Annotated in this window: 15 protein-coding genes; 7 read left to right on the forward strand and 8 right to left on the reverse strand. The window is 55.3% G+C overall.

From position 1 onward, the window contains the following. Position 1: 1 nt before the first annotated feature. Complete coding sequence (locus tag ACOOGA_RS07640; protein ID WP_420430242.1) at positions 2-1,501, reverse strand: oligosaccharide flippase family protein; 1,500 nt, start codon at positions 1,499-1,501, stop codon at positions 2-4. A 264-nt stretch (positions 1,502-1,765) separates the two neighbouring features. Here ACOOGA_RS07640 and ACOOGA_RS07645 point away from each other — a divergent pair, with 264 nt between their 5' ends. Continuing rightward, positions 1,766-3,316 carry an MFS transporter gene (locus tag ACOOGA_RS07645; RefSeq protein ID WP_420430244.1) on the forward strand — a complete coding sequence of 517 codons (1,551 nt, stop codon included), beginning with the start codon at positions 1,766-1,768 and terminating at the stop codon, positions 3,314-3,316. Positions 3,317-3,569: 253 nt separating this feature from the next. Here the strand turns inward: ACOOGA_RS07645 and ACOOGA_RS07650 are convergent, their stop codons facing one another. From ACOOGA_RS07650 to ACOOGA_RS07670, 5 genes are all read right to left on the reverse strand, one after another. After that, positions 3,570-4,838, reverse strand: a complete 1,269-nt coding sequence (locus tag ACOOGA_RS07650; RefSeq protein ID WP_420430246.1) for a M24 family metallopeptidase — start codon at positions 4,836-4,838, stop codon at positions 3,570-3,572. 22 nt (positions 4,839-4,860) lie between these two features. Further along, positions 4,861-6,153 carry an amidohydrolase family protein gene (locus ACOOGA_RS07655; RefSeq protein WP_420430248.1) on the reverse strand — a complete coding sequence of 431 codons (1,293 nt, stop codon included), beginning with the start codon at positions 6,151-6,153 and terminating at the stop codon, positions 4,861-4,863. A 62-nt stretch (positions 6,154-6,215) separates the two neighbouring features. Further along, positions 6,216-6,686 carry a RidA family protein gene (locus tag ACOOGA_RS07660; RefSeq protein WP_420430250.1) on the reverse strand — a complete coding sequence of 157 codons (471 nt, stop codon included), beginning with the start codon at positions 6,684-6,686 and terminating at the stop codon, positions 6,216-6,218. 112 nt (positions 6,687-6,798) lie between these two features. Beyond that, positions 6,799-7,350 (reverse strand): hypothetical protein, encoded by a 552-nt coding sequence (locus tag ACOOGA_RS07665; RefSeq protein ID WP_420430252.1) that lies wholly within the window; start codon positions 7,348-7,350, stop codon positions 6,799-6,801. 14 nt (positions 7,351-7,364) lie between these two features. Next, a complete protein-coding gene (locus ACOOGA_RS07670; protein ID WP_420430254.1) occupies positions 7,365-9,104 on the reverse strand; it encodes an OPT family oligopeptide transporter in 1,740 nt (579 codons plus the stop codon). 152 nt (positions 9,105-9,256) lie between these two features. Between ACOOGA_RS07670 and ACOOGA_RS07675 the strand changes: the two genes are divergently transcribed. The 6 genes from ACOOGA_RS07675 to ACOOGA_RS07700 all read left to right on the forward strand — a co-directional run bounded on the left by ACOOGA_RS07675 (position 9,257) and on the right by ACOOGA_RS07700 (position 15,107). After that, positions 9,257-10,627 (forward strand): MATE family efflux transporter, encoded by a 1,371-nt coding sequence (locus ACOOGA_RS07675; RefSeq protein WP_420430256.1) that lies wholly within the window; start codon positions 9,257-9,259, stop codon positions 10,625-10,627. Between the two features lie 208 nt (positions 10,628-10,835). Next, positions 10,836-11,711 carry a MipA/OmpV family protein gene (locus ACOOGA_RS07680; RefSeq protein WP_420430258.1) on the forward strand — a complete coding sequence of 292 codons (876 nt, stop codon included), beginning with the start codon at positions 10,836-10,838 and terminating at the stop codon, positions 11,709-11,711. Positions 11,712-11,786: 75 nt separating this feature from the next. Continuing rightward, on the forward strand, positions 11,787-13,514 hold the full coding sequence (locus ACOOGA_RS07685; protein WP_420430260.1) for a serine hydrolase: 1,728 nt from the start codon (positions 11,787-11,789) through the stop codon (positions 13,512-13,514). 184 nt (positions 13,515-13,698) lie between these two features. Continuing rightward, positions 13,699-13,959, forward strand: coding sequence for a hypothetical protein (locus ACOOGA_RS07690; protein WP_417462274.1), 261 nt, complete (start codon positions 13,699-13,701; stop codon positions 13,957-13,959). A gap of 38 nt (positions 13,960-13,997) precedes the next feature. After that, positions 13,998-14,630: a DNA-3-methyladenine glycosylase family protein gene (locus ACOOGA_RS07695; protein ID WP_420430262.1), complete on the forward strand. Its 633-nt coding sequence runs from the start codon at positions 13,998-14,000 to the stop codon at positions 14,628-14,630. A gap of 36 nt (positions 14,631-14,666) precedes the next feature. After that, the gene (locus ACOOGA_RS07700; RefSeq protein WP_417462276.1) at positions 14,667-15,107 is read left to right on the forward strand and encodes a TIGR01244 family sulfur transferase; all 441 of its coding nucleotides are present in this window, start codon (positions 14,667-14,669) and stop codon (positions 15,105-15,107) included. On the opposite strand, the gene ACOOGA_RS07705 is transcribed toward ACOOGA_RS07700, so the two are convergent. Both ACOOGA_RS07705 and ACOOGA_RS07710 read right to left on the reverse strand, forming a co-directional pair. Beyond that, positions 15,104-15,625: a cupin domain-containing protein gene (locus tag ACOOGA_RS07705; RefSeq protein WP_420430264.1), complete on the reverse strand. Its 522-nt coding sequence runs from the start codon at positions 15,623-15,625 to the stop codon at positions 15,104-15,106. The genes ACOOGA_RS07700 and ACOOGA_RS07705 overlap by 4 nt on opposite strands. 95 nt (positions 15,626-15,720) lie before the next feature. Continuing rightward, positions 15,721-17,793 carry a S9 family peptidase gene (locus ACOOGA_RS07710; protein ID WP_420430266.1) on the reverse strand — a complete coding sequence of 691 codons (2,073 nt, stop codon included), beginning with the start codon at positions 17,791-17,793 and terminating at the stop codon, positions 15,721-15,723. Positions 17,794-17,909: the final 116 nt, after the last annotated feature.

Raw genomic sequence — 17,909 nt, forward strand, 5'->3', positions numbered from 1 at the left:
CTTATTTGTGGGCGACTTTGCCACGAAGTTTATTGAATGTACCAACAAGCGGGGACCGGAAGAAAAAGAGAAGGAACGGAGCCACAACAAGTGTGGCCAAGCCGCTGACCGCGAGATTGAGGAACGGCGAGCCGAGCTGCAATGCCTCCAGATAATCGCGCAAAATCAACATCAGGATACCGTAGAGCGTCATCATCAAGGCTGGTGGCCAGATCGTACCCAGAATATCGCGCACCGAAATATCGATCATTTTTGAAAGCGCCACCTGGGAGACAAGCGTGAACACAAGGTTTGGAATAACGAACGAGAACGCCATGACAAGAATGCCGTATGGCGCCGCAAGCGCAAGCACCACCACGCGCGCCAAAAAAGTTACCACGTCAACGGTGAAAGATACTTTGGTTTTGCCCAGCGCGAACATCAATTCACGCCCAATGAAAAAGGGTGCGCTCACGATCGCCGCCAGCGCCAGCGCACGCGCAGGCGCGCCCGCAGCACCCCACTGGTCACCATAAAGAAGTAAAATCGCGTGGTCGCCAAAAACAGCGAGCCATACCAATGCGGGCCACAGGAAATCTGAGATCGCACGGAGCCGGTACAGATACACGCTTCCCATCTCGTGGCCATCGCGCTTTTCACTGGAAAACGTGGGGAAAAGCACCGCACCAATCACACCAAAAAGCTGGTCCCAGACCATGCGGTTCATGGCTGCTGCCCGGTCGTAAAGCCCGGCGGCAGAAATACCAAGCGACTTGCCGACAATCAGATCAGGCGCGGAATTCCCCGCCATAGTGACGAAGGTCGACCCCGCAATCCAGCCACCATAGGCCAACGCTTCTTTGGCATGGCTGAAGGCAACACCAAAATCGCTGAGGTGCAGATGCCGAGTGGCACAAATGGCTGTGTGGAACACCAGAAACGACACCGTGCCCGCCGCCAGCGCGTAGTAACTGTACCCCTGAAGCGCGAGCCCCACGGAGACAAATGCTGACAAAACCGTTGCTGCAAATTCAATGGACGCGAGAAAACCAAACTGGAGCGCGCGCGCGGCGCGGGTCTGGATGATCATCTGGAACGGAAAAATGATAAAATTCAGGCTCAGTATATGCAGCATGCCAGCCATGGCCGGCTGGCCATAATAAGCGCTCAGTGGTCCCGCGGCGATATTGAACCCGGCACAGAGTATCAACCCAAACCCAAACACCAGCGTAAAGCCCGAGCGAACCCGCGCTTTCTCTATCGTTTTTGACTGCATCAAAAACTGATTGACGCCCAGGCCACGTACCCCGTTGGCAACCATCAGCGCCGCAAACGAGATGGCAAAAAGGCCAATCTCGCTGGGGCTCAATAGTCGCGCTATCCAGGCTGAGCTGACAAGCTGCACGACAGCCTGCAAGCCACGCGCGGCAAACATCCAGGACATGGATTTTCCTACCGATGTCGCCCCCTTTTGGGTCACATCAGCTTCTCGCGCCTTAGGTGTTTCTGGTTCTTCGCTCATACGGTCCCGTCATGGAATTTGCCCCCGGCATGCTCGTTCACCGTATCTGCGTTAACCCCAGGCAACAAGAAGGAATGCATACGCGGCTGCACCGATGCCTTCGCACGTATTGTCGCATCAATATGACAGCTCGTCTGTTTCGCGTTGACGTACAGGAAACCTGTCGCCTTAATGACCCTTCAAAGACGGCGCGAAAAGCGCCCAACAAAAAGCCCGCACATATAATGCATCAAGCACGCCGGGCTAACTGAGAAAGGGGAGACAATGTCTGAGGGGAAGGATGACCTCCACACCACATCGGTGAAGGACGTCAAACAACTGGGCACATTCGCAGCTATCGCCAGCCTGTCCTATGTTTTCTGGGTTTGCGGCGGCATGGAAATGGTCGAACGGCTGGCGTTCTACGGCACCCGGCAAGTAGCCGGACTTTACGGCACAGATGCGGCATCAAACGGCGGCCTTGGCCTTGTGGAGGCTCAGGTCGGCATCATCATGAGCGTATGGGTGATCGTGCAAACCTTTGTACCGGTATTTACCGGCGGCATCTCAGACCGTATCGGCTACAAGGAAACCATCTTTGCCTCAACCGTGGTCAAGATCGCGGGTTATCTTTTGATGGGTCTCTTTCCCACGTTCTGGGGTTTCATGGCAGGTGCCGTTGTGCTTGCCTTCGGCACCGGCATTTTCAAACCCGGCATTCAGGGCACGATCGTCAAGGCCACAAACCGGCAAAACAGTTCAATCGCCTGGGGGGTATTTTATCAGACCGTAAACATTGGCGGCTTTCTGGGGCCGGTTGTTGCCGCCTATATGCGGCAGCTAGAATGGGCTTATGTATTTTATGCCTGTGCGGCGATTATCTCGCTCAATTTCCTGCTGCTCATGACCTACAAGGAAGTCGACAAGGACGACCGGCTGGCACATCGCGCCAAGGTCAAAAGCGGCGAAATCACTGAAAAACCCCTGTGGCGGGACAGCCTGTCTGAGCTCGCGAACCCGGTGCTTATCTGGTATATCGTGCTGTTCTCCGGCTTCTGGTTCATGCTCTATATTTTCTGGGATATCGGCCCGCTGTTCTTCCGGGACTGGGTGGACACCAGCGTGATTGTGAGGGACGTTTGGGGCGACGCAGGGCCAAGCGACTTTGCCATCCGCTTTTTTGCCATGAATAACGAAGGCACCAGGATCATGCCCGAAGGCATGGTAAACTTGAATTCGCTCCTGATCATGCTGACGTGTTTCCTGGTTGCGGGCTTCGGTGCCCGCTTCAAGGCGGCAAATGTGATGGCTGTTGGTACTTTCTGCGCTTCGGGTGCGCTAGTGATCTTTGGGGGCTTCAACTATGCTTGGCTCATTGTGCTGGGCATCGTGTCTTTCTCGATCGGCGAAATGCTCGCGGCACCCAAAGCCAGCGAATACATCGGCAACATCGCCCCGCCACAAAAGAAGGCTATGTACCTGGGTTTCAGCCAGCTTCCGCTTGCGATTGGTTGGATGAGCGAGGGGTTCATCGGGTTTTACCTTTACGGCGAACTGGCCTCAAAGGAACAGATTTCCCGCAAACTACTGCTGACGCATGACCTGAGCGCAGAGCAAATTGCCGCTGTACCCAACGGTGAAGCCTTCCAGAAACTGGTGGACGTCACGGGCCAGTCTGCGGAGATGCTCACACAGCAGCTTTATGCCGCCAACAACATTGGAGCCGTTTGGTATCTGATGGCATCCGTGGGTATTGTCTCGGCCGTCGGCCTCTACGCCTACGGCAAATGGACCTACCGCATTGCCATGATCAAGGAGGAAGAGGCGACCGTTTAAAGGGCGCTCTCACCTAAAGATAAAAGGCGGTGCCTCGCGGCGTCGCCTTTTTTATCCTCACCAAGAACCTGGGCTCGTGACCCGGTTTTGCCTGCCATATAAAAAGAGAGGCATGCCACCCCCATCAATGGCACGCCCCAATATGCAGTCTGTCGATCACCAGTCGACGTCGCGCACCTTGCCCGAGATCATGCCGCCCGCCTACCTAGAAAAAATTTAGGTAAGCGTGACAGTTAGGTTTCAAATCAGGGTCTTACCCCATTTTACCGATCGGTTTTTCAAGGCTTTCAGGTGGTACCGTGAACCATGCGGGGCCCGCCTCTGTCATATAGAGACAGTCTTCAAGGCGCACTCCAAACTCGCCAAAAATATAGAGACCCGGCTCGTTTGAAAAACACATGCCCGGTGCAAGCGGCGTGGTTTCACCATGCACAAAATTCACACTTTCATGCCCCTTCATGCCAATGCCGTGCCCTGTTCGGTGGCTAAGCCCCGGGGTTTTATATCCCGGGCCATAACCAAGGCTTTCATAATAGGCGCGCACGGCGTCATCCACCTTGCCAGCGGGCGTGCCCAATTGAGCTGTTTCAAACGCAATTTCCTGACCCCTGCGCACCGTGTTCCAAACTTCACGCTGACGTTTGCTGGGCTCCCCGAACACAAAGGTGCGGGAGATATCTGACTGATAACCTTCAACGGCGCAGCCACAGTCCATCAACACAATGTCACCTTGCCGAAGGGTCTGCGGTTGGCCAGTGCCGTGCGGGTATGCGCTGGCTTCTGCCATCAGCGCCATGTTCCAGATGCTGCCGCCACCAAGTGCCGCCTGGGCTGAGCCCATTAGCGCTGTGATATCAGCCGGGCTCATGCCTGCTTCCAGCTTTTGCCACACGTGCTCATAAGCCTTGAGCGTAACCTCATTGGCTTTTTTCATCAGCGCGATTTCATGGGCTGATTTATACATGCGGCAGCCAAGGGTGACCGGCAGTGCCGAAGCAATCTCAAAACCCGGCGCGGCGGCTTTCATACCCTCCACCACAAAGTAGCGCACCGTATCTTCAAAACCGATTTTACCGCCCGCAAGGCCACGGTCCTTAAGGATTCCCGCCACCCGCTCGAACGGGCTTTCATGCTCATGCCACGTACGCACGTCGTCGCCAAAGGTCATGCTTTCGCGCACACTGGGCTCTTCAAAAAAAGGTGTCACAACGGCGATATCACCTGAGGCGGGGATGACCACAGCAGTCAACCGTTCACTGCGCCACCAGCTGATGCCGGTGAAATAAAGCATCGCCGGGCCGGGCTCCAGCAAGATAGCACCGAGACCATGCTCTGCCATCAGCTTCTGCGCTTTTGCAACACGCGACTGCCGCTCCTCAACTGTGATGGCTTTCACATCACCCGTGATGCGTTCAAGCGCAGGCGCTTCAGCATGCGCAGAATTTGTTGTGGCTCCAAGTACTGCGGCGCCCGCCACAGCACCTGCACCAATTTTCAGAAAATCACGTTTTGAAAGTGTCATACCCTCGCCCTTCAGTATCGTTTTAGCGTTTGTAAACCACGCCGTTTTTCATCACAAAACTCACGTCTTCCGTCACGGTGATATCCTCAAGCGGGTTGCCCTTCACAGCCACGATGTCCGCGAGAAAACCCTCCTTCAAAGCACCCAGATCACGCTCCTGCTTCATCAGCGTCGCCGGGTTGACGGTTGCAGCCTGCAATGCCTGCAGGGGTGTCATGCCAAACTGCACCATGCGGGAAAACTGCTTGGCGTTATCACCGTGTGGGTAGATGGCTGCATCTGAACCAAACACCATTTTCACACCACCCTTGACAGCACGTGTGAAGCTTTCACGCTGCGCTTTTGAGACCTCGCGTTCCTTGTTGAGATTCTCTTCCGGCACACCGTTTTCGGCACCGTACGTCAGCGTATACTCAGTGTTGTAGATATCCATCGAGAAATAGGTGCCGAACTTTTTCGCGAGCGCCACACCTTCATCATCCAGAAAGCTTACATGCTCAACAGAATCGACCCCGGCCACAATCGCCGCCTTGATACCGCTTGTGCCGTGGGCGTGCGCCGCCGCCACAAGACCCCGCCGATGGGTTTCTTCAACAATCGCTTTCATTTCCTCAAGCGAATACTGCTGGATGCCAACCTTGGTCCCCTTGGAGAACACACCGCCTGTCGCGCAAAACTTGATGGCATTAGCACCGTATTTGATGTTTTCACGTACCTTTTCGCGCGCGGCCCAAGGGCCATCTGCCACACCATCTGAACGCACTTGCATCTCTGGCGGCAGGAAGTTGTTGTCACAATGGCCGCCCGTAATACTGAGCGCATTGCCAGCCGAGAAGATACGGGGGCCAGCAATTTCTCCTGCGTTAATACCGTCACGTACGCCAATCACCGAATAGCCGCCGTCACCCAGATCCCGCACCGTGGTGAAACCCGCCATCAGGGTCCGTTTCGCGTTCTTTACGGCCACAACTGTCTGGCGCGGCACCGAATAGCTCATGCTGGCAAAGAAAGGGGTTTCTGCGTCAGAGGACAAATGCACATGCATATCCATAAAGCCAGGCAGCAGGGTCATGCCGTCGAGGGCTATATACTGGGCGTCTTCGCCTGCAGTGAAGGTGCCCTGCTTGCCGATGGCAACGATGCGGTCATCCCGCACTACGATCATGGGTTTCTCGAGCATCTTGCCATTCGTTACATCCAGCATGGCGTCCGCTGTAATCACCGTCTCTGCGGCACCAGCGGCAGAAGCCGTCGCCAGAAGGCTCGCTCCCAACAACAACGCCCGACATATCCCCGTCCTCAAAATACCTAGCATGCAGCATTCCCTTTTATCGATTATTAATGTTCTTCAAATTTGAGGCCACAACACCTCAGGTCTTATTTCGGCAGATGCGCGACAACCTTGATCTCCACCACGGCTGTAGGCTCATACAGTTCGGTAGTGCCTATCGCCGTCCATGTCGGATATGGCTTGCGAATAAATTCATCTTTCACCGACCCGAACTCAACGATATCGCGCTGCAAATTGGTGTGAAAGGTGGTTATCTCCACAATGTCATCAAGGCTTGCACCCGACTGTTTCAGAATTTCCCCTATAGTGCGCCAAGCTCGACGGTATCCTTCCTTGAGATCACCGCCCGCAGGGCCTGCTACCACACCAGAGAGATAGACCACGCCATCGATTTTGACCGCCGGGGCATAGTGCAGACTGTCGTATGCGTTTTGCCACCCTTCCGGCACAATGGTTTCGGCCCTGTCCCGGGCTCCTTCAGCCATGGCGCCGGTTCCGAACGCCATCGCCACACTCACCCAAAACACTCTTGCTAACCCACAGATGAATTTCTTCATGTTCAAGTTCCCCCTTGTTAAATTCCGCACATCTCATGGCGCCGCAACAGTTGCACATGGCTATGAAAGGCGGCGACCCCCAAGGTCGCCGCTATACTTGCTTTTATCGAACTCAAGCGGGTTGAGCATTGCTTGCCGCTGCGGCTTTTGCATACTCTTCCTGAGCGTGCCGGAACTGATTGAGCGACTTCTCCACATACGTCAGCACTTCATCGATATAACCGTCCGTAGACGCTGACCACACGCGGTTGATATAGCGTTCGCCTGCCGCAAAGCTGGACATAATGTCTGCATAAGACTGAAGGCCAAACATATGCTTCATACCATCACGGGCATCGGCAAAGCGGGTCAGATCTTCCCTGAACAGTTTGTCGATCTCAAAGCGCATATCGTAGGTCGGAATCTTGTCCTTACGACCATTCAGCTCCTCAAGATTCTTGACGATATTCGCCAGGCTTTCTTCAAGGTCTGTGCGGTTTTGCGCCAGAAGGTCGCTTGAACGCGCCTCAGCAGACTGTAGCCGTTTCAAAATCACAACCCCAACTACACCGGCAAATACCACCGGTAAAAAGGTCATCCAGTCCACCATCAGTGGGTCAAGCGATGTCAGAAACGCCCCACCAAGGAAGGAAAATACAACGAGTAGATAAGCTAGTTTTTTCATTGATCGATCCTCCCTTAATTCGCAGATGCGATGATGTTGATGGCGTAACCGACGCCCACAAGCGCCTCGCCCACAATCAAGCCAGCCGCAATCGGTATACCCTTATTGTCAGACCAGGATTTGCCGCACTTGCGGTCGCTGATCTCACGCAGAAGCGTACCGATGGAGTAAGTCAGCACGATGTTGAACGGCAGGTAAAAACCAAGGCCGACCGTGATGCCCAAACCACCCTGCACCGCAGAGAGAAGCGCACCAAGCAAGGCCCCAGCGATGTATTTCTCAGCTGGCACATCGCCGCCCATGATACCGTTTATCATGCTCGCTAGGGCCTGACCCTGCGGTGCTGGCAGCTTGTCTGAACCAAGGCCGTAAGCGTCATCCAGAACAAAAATCAACACGATGATCACAATCGGGCCAAGCCATGCACCGGCAAACTGTCCGAGCTGCTGCATGCGCGGTGTCGCGCCCACCAGATACCCGGTTTTCATATCCAGCATCAGGTCGGTTGCCTGGCTCATGGCCACACAGGTTGCTGCACCCACAGTGATGGCCGCCACGATGGCCGGCATGGCTTCCATCCCACCAAAGCTTTGCGTAATGACGATCAGAAGCGTCACCGCCACCAGCGTCATGCCCGAAAGCGGTGACCAGTTGGTACGCCCAACTGCTTCAGACAAGATGATCCCTGCCATCCATATCCATAATGTGCCGAGCACAGCCATCATCAGGCCTCGCACGATGCCCACTTCTTCAGCGGAAGTAATGGCCATAACAGCGAGCAGAACTGCCGCACCACCAACACCAAAATACAGCAGCTTGATCGGCATCTCGTCGCGGCTCATGGCGCTTTCCACCTTGGCGGAAGACTGCATGGAGCTAACGGCGGAGCGAATAAGCGGCAGCGCAAACATCACACCGATCACGGCGCCGCCGATCAACATACCAATGCCAACAGGGCGGAACAGAAGCGTGCGCAACTCACCGGGGTTGTTGATGATGGAACCGTTCACCACAGGAAAAAGGTCCGTCGCACTCAGCATCGGCGCCAGTACAAAATAACAGACGTAACCACCAATGATGAATGCAACCCCGCCGCGGCCAGCGATATAGCCAACGCCGATGGTCATAAGCGACAGATACAGCGTGCCGTTCATATAGTCCGGCAAACCAAGCTGCGCAAAAAGCGGCCAGTTCTCAACGCCCGTGTACAGGCTCGCAAAATGCAAACCACCCGAGATCACCATGGCGATCAGGAGCATCTTGGCTTTCTCGATACCCGCACCGGGTGATTTGAGGATCGTGGCCACGGCCACACCGCCCGGATAGGTCAGGCGCTCAAAATCAATCATCTGCTTCCTGAGCGGGATGATAAACGCGATACCAAGGAAGGCACCGGCGATAGCACCAAATGTCAGCACATAGGGGTTGAACTCCATCCCGTACCCAAGGATAAAAATAGCCGGTACCGAAAACATCATACCCGATGATGCACCGTTCACAGCACTTGCCACCGTTTGCGTGACATTGTTTTCAACGATGGACCGCCTGCGCAAAATACCGCGCAGGATACCGAAGCCCAAAATGGCCGCGAGCTCAGATCCTTCGATAGAGAACCCAAGCTTCAGGGCCGCAAACCCGATGGACATCGCGATAACGACACCAAGGATGTAACCAACAATGATAGCGTGATAGGAAAGCTCAGGATAAGCGCCATGCGTAATGGGCCCCTGAGTAGCATGATTTTCTTGTGTCACCGACACCTCCCCCGAGGTTTTGGATTGGTTTTTCTTTTTAAGCCCAAGCGCCTGCAAATGCTTGCCAGACACCAGAAACCAGCCTAGCAGTATCATATTGCCGACAAACAGGCGACCCAAACAATAGCCCTACACCAAAAGGCAGCGAGCCAATGACGGACACCGCAGATCAGATCAGCTTTACATGGCTGCGCGAACGCCTGAAACGTCACTTCAGCGAGCTCGCACGGCTTGCTGCTCCTGCTGTTGCCATGCGTATTGGCATCATGGGGCTTGGCATGGTGGATACCGCCATGGTGGGCCATTATGCGACTGAACATCTAGCCTGGCTTAACCTCGCCAACCAGTCGGTCATCATGTTTGCGCTGGTGGTTGGCCTTGGGCTTCTGGGTGGCATTACAGTTTATGTGGCCAATGCGGTTGGCGAGGGCAACAACCGCGAAGCCGGGCGTGTGTGGCGGCGTAACCTGCCGTTCACAGCGGCGATTGGCGCCCTCATCCTCATGGTCATCTGGCCCGCAGAATATTGGCTCACCCTTCTCGGCCAGACCAGCGAGAAAGCCCATGAGAGCGGCCAGTTGATTCGCATTCTGGCGCTCGGCGTGCCCGCGCATTTGCTTTTTGTGTGTTCCACCATGTTTCTGGAAGGTGTCAAACGCGCCGACGTGGGCTTCTACCTGATGGTGGGCGCCAATGTGCTGAATGTGATCTTCAATTATTTCCTGATTTTCGGCCATAGCGGCATGCCGGAGATGGGCGCGGCGGGCTCTGCCTGGTCGTCCACCATCATTCGCTGGTGCCTAGCCATTGGGGCCTTTCTTTATGTGTGGTATTCGCCCAGCGTGCGCGGATACGGCACCCGCAAGCCGCATGGCCAGAAGTGGGGCGAATGGTCAGCCCAGCGGCAAATGGGCTACGCAAGTGCCGTGTCACTGGCGGCAGAAGTTTTGGCCTTCTCAGCACTTGCAGTGTTCGCAGGCTGGCTCGGCACCGTGCCACTGGCCGCCCACGGTGTGGTGTATCAGGTCCTTGGCGTGCCGCTGATGATTTCAATCGGGATCGGTGTGGCCTCCAGCGTGCGGGTCGGCATTGCCTTCTCGCGCCGTGATCAGGCTGATACAGCGCTCGCGGGCCTCGCTGGTGTGTTGCTCAACTTCCTTATTGTTGGCGTACTCGCAGCAGGCATTTACATGTTCACCGCCGACCTTCTGGCGATTTTCACCAAGGATGAGCGCATCATCATTCTGCTGCTGCCGTTCGCCCTTACCTACACGCTTGGAATGGTGTTTGACGCATCGCAGATGGTGATGACCATGGTGCTGCGTGGCTTCAAGGAAACATGGTGGCCAACTGTGTTGCAGGGCTTTTCCTTCGCATTTGTCATGCTGCCAGCGTGTTACATTCTGGCCTTCCCGGTTGGTCACGGTCTACAGGGGCTTATGGAAGGCATGCTGATTGGTGTGGTGGTTTCCTGGATGTTGCAGATGGGCCGTTTTTACCAGCTGGCGCGCCGCACGCGCTAACGAGCGTTTCCCAACCTAAAAAATATTCAGGCGGCGTGAATTTCCCTTCCCATCGTCCGCCTGCACGTTATCCTTACAACCAACAGGAAAAATTTTCGGACAATTTGGTGCCATATTTTTACCTTTTTGTACCGGATGATAATGTAGACACGACAGCGGATATGCGACCTTGATTTAGCGCGATGCCGCAGGAACTTGGGGACCTGTGTTGCGGATAGGACATTTATATAAGCGAGCGACAGGTGCAGCAGCACTTGCAACCTTAACCTTCACTTTATCGGAAAGTGCGCTAGCGGACGGCTTTAACCTGGCCGACCGTTTCAACAACGCGCTTGGTGCTGTGCAGGAAGGCATAGACCTTCTCTGGCCCGGTGATCTGGATTCAGAGGAAGTTAACGCCCGTATCGGTGTTGGCATGGGATGGATGCCGGATTACGACGGCTCCAACAACTACCGCTTCCGCGTGCTGCCGCTTATCGACGTTCGCTACAAAGAGGTATGGCGCCTGAATGGCAGCCAGTTCACCTATTCAGCCTACAAAAAAGGTAGCTTTGAAGCTGGGCCGCTCCTGAACCTTCATTTCGGACGGCAGGAAAATTCAAATAAAGCACTTGAAGGCCTTGGCGATATCTCAACCACACTGGATGTAGGGGTATTCGCCCGCTACTCCAACAAAAGCATGCTGATCAGCAGTGATGTCCGGCAAGCTCTGGGCGCGGGGCAAGGCATGCAGGTCAGGTTAACCGCAGGCCACGGCATCTACCAGAATGGCAACTTCGCTATGGGCGCTGGCATTCGCGGCAAGTGGCTTTCAAAAAAGGCGATGCAAACCAACTTCGGCATCACCGAAGAACAGGCGGCAAACTCGGCCTCCGGCCTTCAGGCGTTTGAAGCCAGTGGTGGTGTGTCTGAACTGTCCGTCAATGTGATTGGTGCGCTCAGGCTCAATGAACGTGCACGTATCCTCGGGCTCATATCGCTTGGCCGCATGCTCGGCAGCGCGTCTGACAGCCCGCTATCGGGCGGGCAATACGGCTCCTCAACCCAGTTCGTGAGCGGCACCGCCCTTCAGTTTAAATTCTAAGCGTGCATAAGGGTTTATCCGCTATGGCGGGCCGGGCCGTTTTTATGCTTTAATCGCCGCATAGTTCCATAAGCCATGCGGGGATTACAATCGGTGCTGATGCTGCGCACGCTCATCATTGTAATATTGTGTTTGCTGCCCACCGCTGCGTGGGCGCAATCTGTTGTGCTGCGCGCATCAGATGTATTGCCGCTGCTAACCGAAGCCGCACCCGATGCCTTTTATGTGAACGGCACGGCCGTACACGGGCTGGGCGTTGAGGCTGAAACACCCTTTGTGAGCCACGACGCACAGCGGTTGGCCGTGAGCCTTGTTGCGCTGCGCCTTATTGATCAAGGCAAGCTTTCCCTTGATACACCGGTTGCACAAATACTGCCGGAGCTGATTGAGAAAAACCCGTTCCGTGTTGCGCTCACGCTCCGGCATCTGCTCACAGAAACGGGCGGGTTTGCCGTGCCGCCGGTGGCAACCGATGGCCCACCTGAAAATCTGACCCCCTTCCTCATTGAGCTGCGCACACCGGGGCAGGTCAGTGCACCTGACCCTACAGGCCTAGATCTTCTGGAGCTGCTTGTTGCCAGAACAACCAGCCAAAGCGTTCAGGAAACTATCGCGCTTGAGCTTTTTAAACCGCTTGGCCTTCACGACAAAAATTCGGCCACAGATTCCGCCACACTCGCCTCAAAAACCGTCACACTTTCACCCAAAATTCTGGCGCATTTGGCAATATTACTGCTACGTAACGAACAATCGGACGGTACGCCATATCTCAGCGACCTGAGCTATGAGATGCTGATGGAAGGAGTGTTATGGCTTTTCCATCCCCTCGGTCCGGAACGCAGCGCTGCGGGATATCTGCAAAGGCGGGCCGGTCGTTCCTGGGTAGAAATAAACCCGGGTTTTGTTGTTTTCCCTCGTGAAGGTGCGGCCTTTATTTCCCCGCGCGTGATGGTTGGTGGTTCAGATATAGCTGCGCGTTTCAAGCAAGCCATTTGGCGCATCGCTGAGGAAAACTTCCCCCCGCATAGCGGCTCAACTACCCGGCTTGAGGCGGCGCGCGCCCTCGCGCCACCCGCCGATCTAGGAGGCCGCTATACCCGTGCAGACCGGCCCTCCGCATGGCTTCGTGCCCGTGTGGATAATATGGCTGAAAACTGGATCAGGGTGAACGAGATGGCGGACGGCAATCTTCGCGTCACCATGAGTAGCCCTGCACATGAGGCCTTTGGTGACGCACCGCCTCAGGGCACCCTGACCTTCCAGCCGAAAGCCCCCTACCATTACACCAGCGACAGCGGCGAACGGCTGACATTCAGCCCCGTGCGCGCTGGTGGTTATCTCTATCTCGACGGTGTGCTCTACCGCTATACCGGCCTACTCGGCAACATTCCGTTTCTCCTCTCCCTGCTGCCGTGGGTGTTTGCGGCGCTCACGAGCGCTGCGCTCCACCTTCAGAGCAATTTAGGCAAGCCCTGGCGGCGCATGGCGCTTTTCTCGCTTATTGGCAGCGCCCTCATCGGCGGCGGGCTTTATGCTGAATGGGCCTTGTGGCCAACCGTGATGTACGAATGGGACAGCCCGGCGCTCATCACCCTCTGGCGTAGCGGCCTTAACATCGGCCTGATGCTGGTGCTCAGCCTGCCACTTTTTGCGCTCTCCTTCGTGCGGCGCGGCCCCATGCCCGAAAAGGGTTGGGCACTTATCCTTGCTGGTCCCCATCTGGCGCTGATATCCATCGCTGCGATGACACTTTTCCTTATCACCGTGGCTGTTGGGCTTGCGGGCACCTTCACAGCACTCTGAAAAATCCGTCTATAGGGCACAGGGAGGGGGTTGATTTCCCAATCTCTCCACATTACGGTCGCGCCCATGACAAGTTTTGGTGCGCATAAGCGAATGTGGTGTCGAATGATCAGCCCGGCTTCCAAGGAAAGCCGGGACGTTTTCGTTCGATCCATCACATATACGCTTATAGGAGCAGCGCGCCATGACCGCGCCACTGGAAATTGCAAATCGCTTTGACGTACTCGTTAGCCTCGCGCCCGACGCGCTAGAGGCTGTTCTCTCACACTTCCACAACATTCCCCTTGATGCCGCATCGGTTAAAACCACGCGCCATAGTGATGGCACGCTGGCCGTTAAAGTGATTGTGCAGCGCTTGGCGGAACATAAGGCCCGTGCTATCCAAGATGCCTTGAAAAAAAATGACCGGGTGTTTGATGCCCGGCTGGAACATTTCTGGGCGTGACACCCACGCTCGGCTGCGACACTGAGGGGCTTTGGGCAATGGAAAACTTTCAACTGGATGCTTTGGGCATTGAGAGCCGCCTGCGTTCGCTTGCGGCAAAAGACACGCATGTGGACGCGGCCATTAAACTGGTCGGCATTCCACCAGACCGTATGGGCGAACAGGGTTTTCACACTTTCATGCGGGTGATTGTGGGCCAGCAGCTATCCGTGAAAGCCGCCGCCACCATCCGCGACCGGGTTGAAAAACTGGCGGGCGCAGGTGCCGGGCCAGCGCAATACGCCAAACTTTCTGACGAAGAGTTGCGCGGTGCCGGGCTGTCGCGGCAGAAAATCTCTTACGCACGGTCGCTCTGCGAAACGGTGGAAGCAGGCACGCTTGATATCGCTGCCTTGCCGCACATGAGCAACGAGGACGCCATCAGTGCCATCACAGCCGTGAAAGGCCTCGGGGTCTGGAGTGCGCATATGTATCTCATGTTCTCGCTGGGACGGGATGATATCTGGCCGGTGGGTGATCTGGCCGTGCGTGTGGGTGTTGGCCGTATTATTGGCCTTGAAGACCGACCTACTGAAAAAGAGTGCGAGACCATCGGCGAACGCTGGCGGCCATACCGCAGTGTTGTGGCCCTTCTGGCTTGGCACTATTATTCAAACGCACCCGCGATATAATAGCCTCAACCTCAAAACGAGACTGGAGAGACAGACATGAGCACCTTCAACAAAGTAACGGACACCGTGTCTGTCGCGCCGCAAATCACCGCTGACGATATTGAGGCAGCTGCAAACGCGGGCGTGAAGCTCATCATCAACAACCGCCCGGACGGTGAAGAAGCTGGCCAACCCAGCAACGACGCGTTAGCCGCCATAGCCGCTGACAAGGGCGTCGCATGGGCCGCGATCCCCGTCACCTCCGGCCAACTGACCTTTGAAGCGATTGAGAGCATGTCCTTTGCGCTCAGGGACGCTGAAGGGCCCGTGCTGGCTTATTGCCGTTCCGGCACTCGGTCATGCACGCTTTGGGCTTTGGCTGAAGCCTTCACCGCCAGCCGTGATGTGGCGGATATCTTGAAGCTTGGTGCTGGTGCGGGCTATGACCTCTCTGGCATGGCCCCCACGCTTGAGCATCTCTACAACAGCAGGGCCTAGTCGCCCTTGAGAGTGGCACGTACCTGAGTGCCGTCCTCATCATCCCAATATGTGACGCTGTTTTTCGCGTCGTCAGAGATGAGGAAACGGCTGTCCGGGTTTTCCATGTCATAGGAAACGCGCACACCGGTTTTACCGCTGTCAGGATAGCCAACAACTTCGGGTACTTTTTTGGTTGAGATGGCCAGATACACCAGCGGCTCGTCGCCGGTATTGACCATCTGGTGCGCATGTTCAGGCCCACCGGGCTGGCTGAAGATATAATCACCCGGCTCAATCGGCCACACATCTGCACCAATGCGCACTTTGCCATACCCACTCAGCACATAAAAATGCTCTTCATTGGCATAATGGTGATGAAGGGGGAAAGCCGCTTTCCCTGGCTGTACTGTGGTGATATTGGCGCCAATGTCCTGTGCGCCGACGGCAAACGCCAGCTCTTCCATTGTTGCTTCAAAAGCATCGCCGTGTTTCGAGACGATCTGCTTTGCATCCCGCCTGTTTATGATTGGTTTCATGATGCCTCATCCTTGTGCTTCATTATTTGTTCGCACTCGTAATGAATATTCTGACAGTTTATTCAAACCACTATAACAAACCGATTGATTAGTTATTATTCATCGTCCGCGAGGCCAAAAGCCATCAACACGAACACATATTCTTCCGCCACTTCCACAAATCTCTCAAACCGCCCGGACTTACCACCGTGGCCTGCGCCCATATTGATCTTCATCATCAGGAGGTTATCGTCGGTTTTTGTCGCGCGCATCTTGGCGGTCCATTTCGCGGGCTCCCAATAGGTTACACGCGGGTCATTGAGCCCGCCGGTCACCAGCATGGGCGGATATTCCTTTGCCTCCATATTGGTATAGGGGCAATAGGATGCAATGGTTTCATAGGCCGCTTTGTCCTCAATCGGGTTACCCCATTCAGGCCATTCGATGGGTGTGAGCGGCAGGTCAGCATCCAGCATGGTATTGAGCACATCAACAAACGGCACATGCATCACCACGGCACTAAACAGCTCCGGCGCCTGGTTCACCACAGCCCCCATCAACTCACCACCGGCGCTTCCGCCCGAGATGGAAATGCCGCCGGGTGCGGCATAGTCATTTGTTTCCAGATAGCGCGCCACATCAACAAAATCATTGAAGGTATTGGTGCGGTGCTCAAGCTTGCCGGCTTCATACCAGCCGTAACCAAGCTCATCACCGCCCCTGATATGGGCGATGGCGTAAGCAAAACCACGGTCCAGCAAGCTTAGCCGCGCAGACGAGAAAGACGGGCTCATGCCAAGGCCGTAAGCACCGTAACCGTACAGGTGCAGCGGCGCGGCCGTGCCCTTCTTCCAATCCTTGTGGTAGACAAGGCTCACAGGCACTTCGACACCGTCACGGGCCTTAACCATCAGACGCTCAGACCGGTACGCAGACTTGTCATATCCGCTCGGGATTTCCTGCTCTTTCCGGGTGATCAACTGGCCTGATGCCAGGTCATAGTCATATACCGTTGGTGGGGTCACCAGGCTTGAATAGGAGAGCCGTATCTGGCTTTGCACAAACTCAGCGTTATTACCAAGCCCCACCTCATAAACCGGTTCGGGGAAGGCCACATACTGGTCTGTGCCATCGGTTTTCAGAAGCCTGATCTGGTCAAGCCCATCACGGCTTTCTTCAATGGCGAGCAAGCCCTTGAACGCGCGGATACCGGTCAGATAATGCCGGTCATCGCCACGCAGCAGCACCTGCCAGTCTTCTTCGCCTTTCGCGTTCACTGGCGCCCGGTAAACACAGAAGTTTTTATGCTCCCGGTTGGACCTGAGATAAAGCCCCTCATCACCGTGATCCACCGCATAGTCATGGCCTTTGCGCCTTGGGCTCAACACATAGGGCGACGTGTTCGGGTTTTTGAGCGGCACGATACGGTTTTCAGCCGTCACATGATCTGCGGTGCGGATAACGAGATAGGCCCGGCTGCTTGTGCGGCTCAGGTGCACAAAAAAGCTGGTGTCTGATTCTTCATAAACGGTGCTGTCATCTGAACTGCCAAGAGTGTGGAAACAAACCCGGTAAGGCCGCCATTCCTTCGACACCAGAACATAGAAAAAGCCAGCCCCGTCCGCCGACCATATAATCTCGCCTGAGGTCTCGACAATCTCATCGCTCAGGTTTTCCCCTGTTTCCAGGTTTCTGACCTGCACGGTAAAACGTTCAGACCCGTTTTTATCGGCGCTATAGGCCAGATATCGCTCGCACGGGCTTACACTCAGGCCGCCAAGCCGGTAAAATTCAAGCCCCTCTGCCTCGGCCACTTCATCAAGAAGCACATCCCAGTCATCAGCGCCAACCTTGCGGCGGTGCCATGTGCGGTATTCCGCGCCTTTTGCGAATGCCCAGCGGTATTCATAAGCACCGTCTTTCCACGGTACGCTTTCATCGTCTTCTTTCTGGCGACCTTTTATTTCCTCAAAAACCTTATCAACGAGAGACTTTCTCTCATTCATTACGGTTTCGAAATATTTGTTCTCCTGCCCCAGATATCCGAGAATTTCCTCATCCTTCACCTCCGGGTAACCTGGGTCTTTCAGCCAGAAATAAGGATCGTTAAACTCGAAACCGTGATGGCTCGCCTTATAGGGTTTTTGTGTGGCTTTAGGGGCAACAAGGGCATTTGGGGCTTTTAACATGAGGGCCTGTCCATAATCTAAGGGGTCCTTAGCTCTAGGCATAGGCCGGGGCGCTGTAAAGAGGGAGTTAAGCGCGTGCTCAAAAAATGGCGCACCGCAACAGAAGGCCCCCTTGC

Source organism: Kordiimonas sp., assembly GCF_965216265.1.
Classification (GTDB): domain Bacteria; phylum Pseudomonadota; class Alphaproteobacteria; order Sphingomonadales; family Kordiimonadaceae; genus Kordiimonas.

Bases quoted from the DNA above. Each gene is read 5' to 3' on its own strand.
- ACOOGA_RS07640 (WP_420430242.1), bottom strand. From the start codon at position 1,501: ATGAGCGAAGAACCAGAAACACCTAAGGCGCGAGAAGCTGATGTGACC.
- ACOOGA_RS07645 (WP_420430244.1), top strand. From the start codon at position 1,766: ATGTCTGAGGGGAAGGATGACCTCCACACCACATCGGTGAAGGACGTC.
- ACOOGA_RS07650 (WP_420430246.1), bottom strand. From the start codon at position 4,838: ATGACACTTTCAAAACGTGATTTTCTGAAAATTGGTGCAGGTGCTGTG.
- ACOOGA_RS07655 (WP_420430248.1), bottom strand. From the start codon at position 6,153: ATGCTAGGTATTTTGAGGACGGGGATATGTCGGGCGTTGTTGTTGGGA.
- ACOOGA_RS07660 (WP_420430250.1), bottom strand. From the start codon at position 6,686: ATGAAGAAATTCATCTGTGGGTTAGCAAGAGTGTTTTGGGTGAGTGTG.
- ACOOGA_RS07665 (WP_420430252.1), bottom strand. From the start codon at position 7,350: ATGAAAAAACTAGCTTATCTACTCGTTGTATTTTCCTTCCTTGGTGGG.
- ACOOGA_RS07675 (WP_420430256.1), top strand. From the start codon at position 9,257: ATGACGGACACCGCAGATCAGATCAGCTTTACATGGCTGCGCGAACGC.
- ACOOGA_RS07685 (WP_420430260.1), top strand. From the start codon at position 11,787: ATGCGGGGATTACAATCGGTGCTGATGCTGCGCACGCTCATCATTGTA.
- ACOOGA_RS07690 (WP_417462274.1), top strand. From the start codon at position 13,699: ATGACCGCGCCACTGGAAATTGCAAATCGCTTTGACGTACTCGTTAGC.
- ACOOGA_RS07695 (WP_420430262.1), top strand. From the start codon at position 13,998: ATGGAAAACTTTCAACTGGATGCTTTGGGCATTGAGAGCCGCCTGCGT.
- ACOOGA_RS07700 (WP_417462276.1), top strand. From the start codon at position 14,667: ATGAGCACCTTCAACAAAGTAACGGACACCGTGTCTGTCGCGCCGCAA.
- ACOOGA_RS07705 (WP_420430264.1), bottom strand. From the start codon at position 15,625: ATGAAACCAATCATAAACAGGCGGGATGCAAAGCAGATCGTCTCGAAA.
- ACOOGA_RS07710 (WP_420430266.1), bottom strand. From the start codon at position 17,793: ATGTTAAAAGCCCCAAATGCCCTTGTTGCCCCTAAAGCCACACAAAAA.